This is a genomic window from Desulfonatronospira sp. MSAO_Bac3 (assembly GCF_003838035.1).
Taxonomy (GTDB): Bacteria; Desulfobacterota; Desulfovibrionia; order Desulfovibrionales; family Desulfonatronovibrionaceae; genus Desulfonatronospira; species Desulfonatronospira thiodismutans.
On sequence record NZ_QYZY01000368.1, the window covers coordinates 1 to 1,200 of the forward strand.

Annotated in this window: 1 protein-coding gene and 1 pseudogene; both read right to left on the bottom strand. The window is 50.3% G+C overall.

The window, feature by feature from the left end; translation table 11 throughout:
• On the bottom strand, positions 1 to 959 hold a 959-nt coding region (gene coaBC, locus D5S03_RS12825), incomplete at its 3' end, for a bifunctional phosphopantothenoylcysteine decarboxylase/phosphopantothenate--cysteine ligase CoaBC (protein ID WP_287044314.1).
• Between the two features lie 46 nt (positions 960 to 1,005).
• A pseudogene (locus D5S03_RS12830) lies at positions 1,006 to 1,200 on the bottom strand (hypothetical protein); the annotation flags it as partial.

A 1,200-nucleotide genomic window follows, 5' to 3' on the forward strand; every position in this document is an offset into this window, starting at 1 on the left:
CTGGCTCTGGATGCGCTCATTTCCGCCAGAATATCCAGTGTCGGGTTCATTTTTACCTGCAAAGCCGAACGTCCCTGTTTCTTGAACTTCAAGTCCGTGGCCTTTTCCGGAGCAAAATCAGCAACTGCGGCACTAAATACTCCCAGGGTACAATCAGGCCACAGTGCGCTGCACTTGTCATACATGTCCCGGGCAGTTGTAACAGGGTATATATGAAACCCGGGCAGAGGCAGCAAAGGCTGCATGGGACCGTGGACAAAATGGATTTCAGCTCCTCTCAGCCACAGGGCCAATGCAATGGCCAGGCCCATCCTGCCGCTGGAAGGATTGCTCCAGTAGCGCACCAGGTCGAAATATTCGTGCGTGGGACCGGCTGTTATGAGCACCTTCGTGGATACCATGTCCTTAGAGGTCAGTTCCCTGAGGCATATGTAATATAAGCTTGCAATGTCAGGAAATCTGCCCTGTCCCTGTTCACCACAGGCTACCTTTCCACTGTCAGGCTCAATAATCTCGTGGCCGAAATCCCTGAGCTGTCGGATATTATGCCTGGTGGCGGCATTGTTCCACATGTTGGGGTTCATGGCCGGTGCAAAGAGAACTCTTCCCGGGTAGGACAAGATCTGCGTGGATAAAAGATCATCTGCAATTCCTGAGGATGCTTTGGCCAATATATTGGCCGTTGCAGGAGCTACCATGAAGACATGGGGAGAAAACTGCGAACTCAGGTGAGCAAAGGGCTGCTCCACTGGAGAATAGTCAGGAGTATATACAGGGTCAGCTCCCAGGGCACTCAAAGTGAGAGGACCTATAAAAGCACAGCCGGAGCTGGTGATGGTTGCGCTGACGGATAAAGATGATTTCTGCAACAGGCGCACAAGGTCAAGGGTTCTGTAGGCAGCAACACTGCCGGTGATGCCCAAGTGTACCCGCTGACCCTGGTACTGGTCAAAAATCATATATGGGCAGGAAAGCATATGCCAAAATTTATATTACCCACAGGCATTATATTTTTGGGGAGATCCAGATCTGAAGCTCGGTTCTTAATCTGCCGTCAATGATACGGATGATGCAGAGCCTGTCGTCCTTGGCAAAAGTCTGGATCTGGGTACCATATTTGATATAGCTTAATTTTTCCCAGCCTTCGTTCGGCAATGCCGAAAGAAAGTAGTTAAAAAGAGAATTGCTGTCTACCCTGCC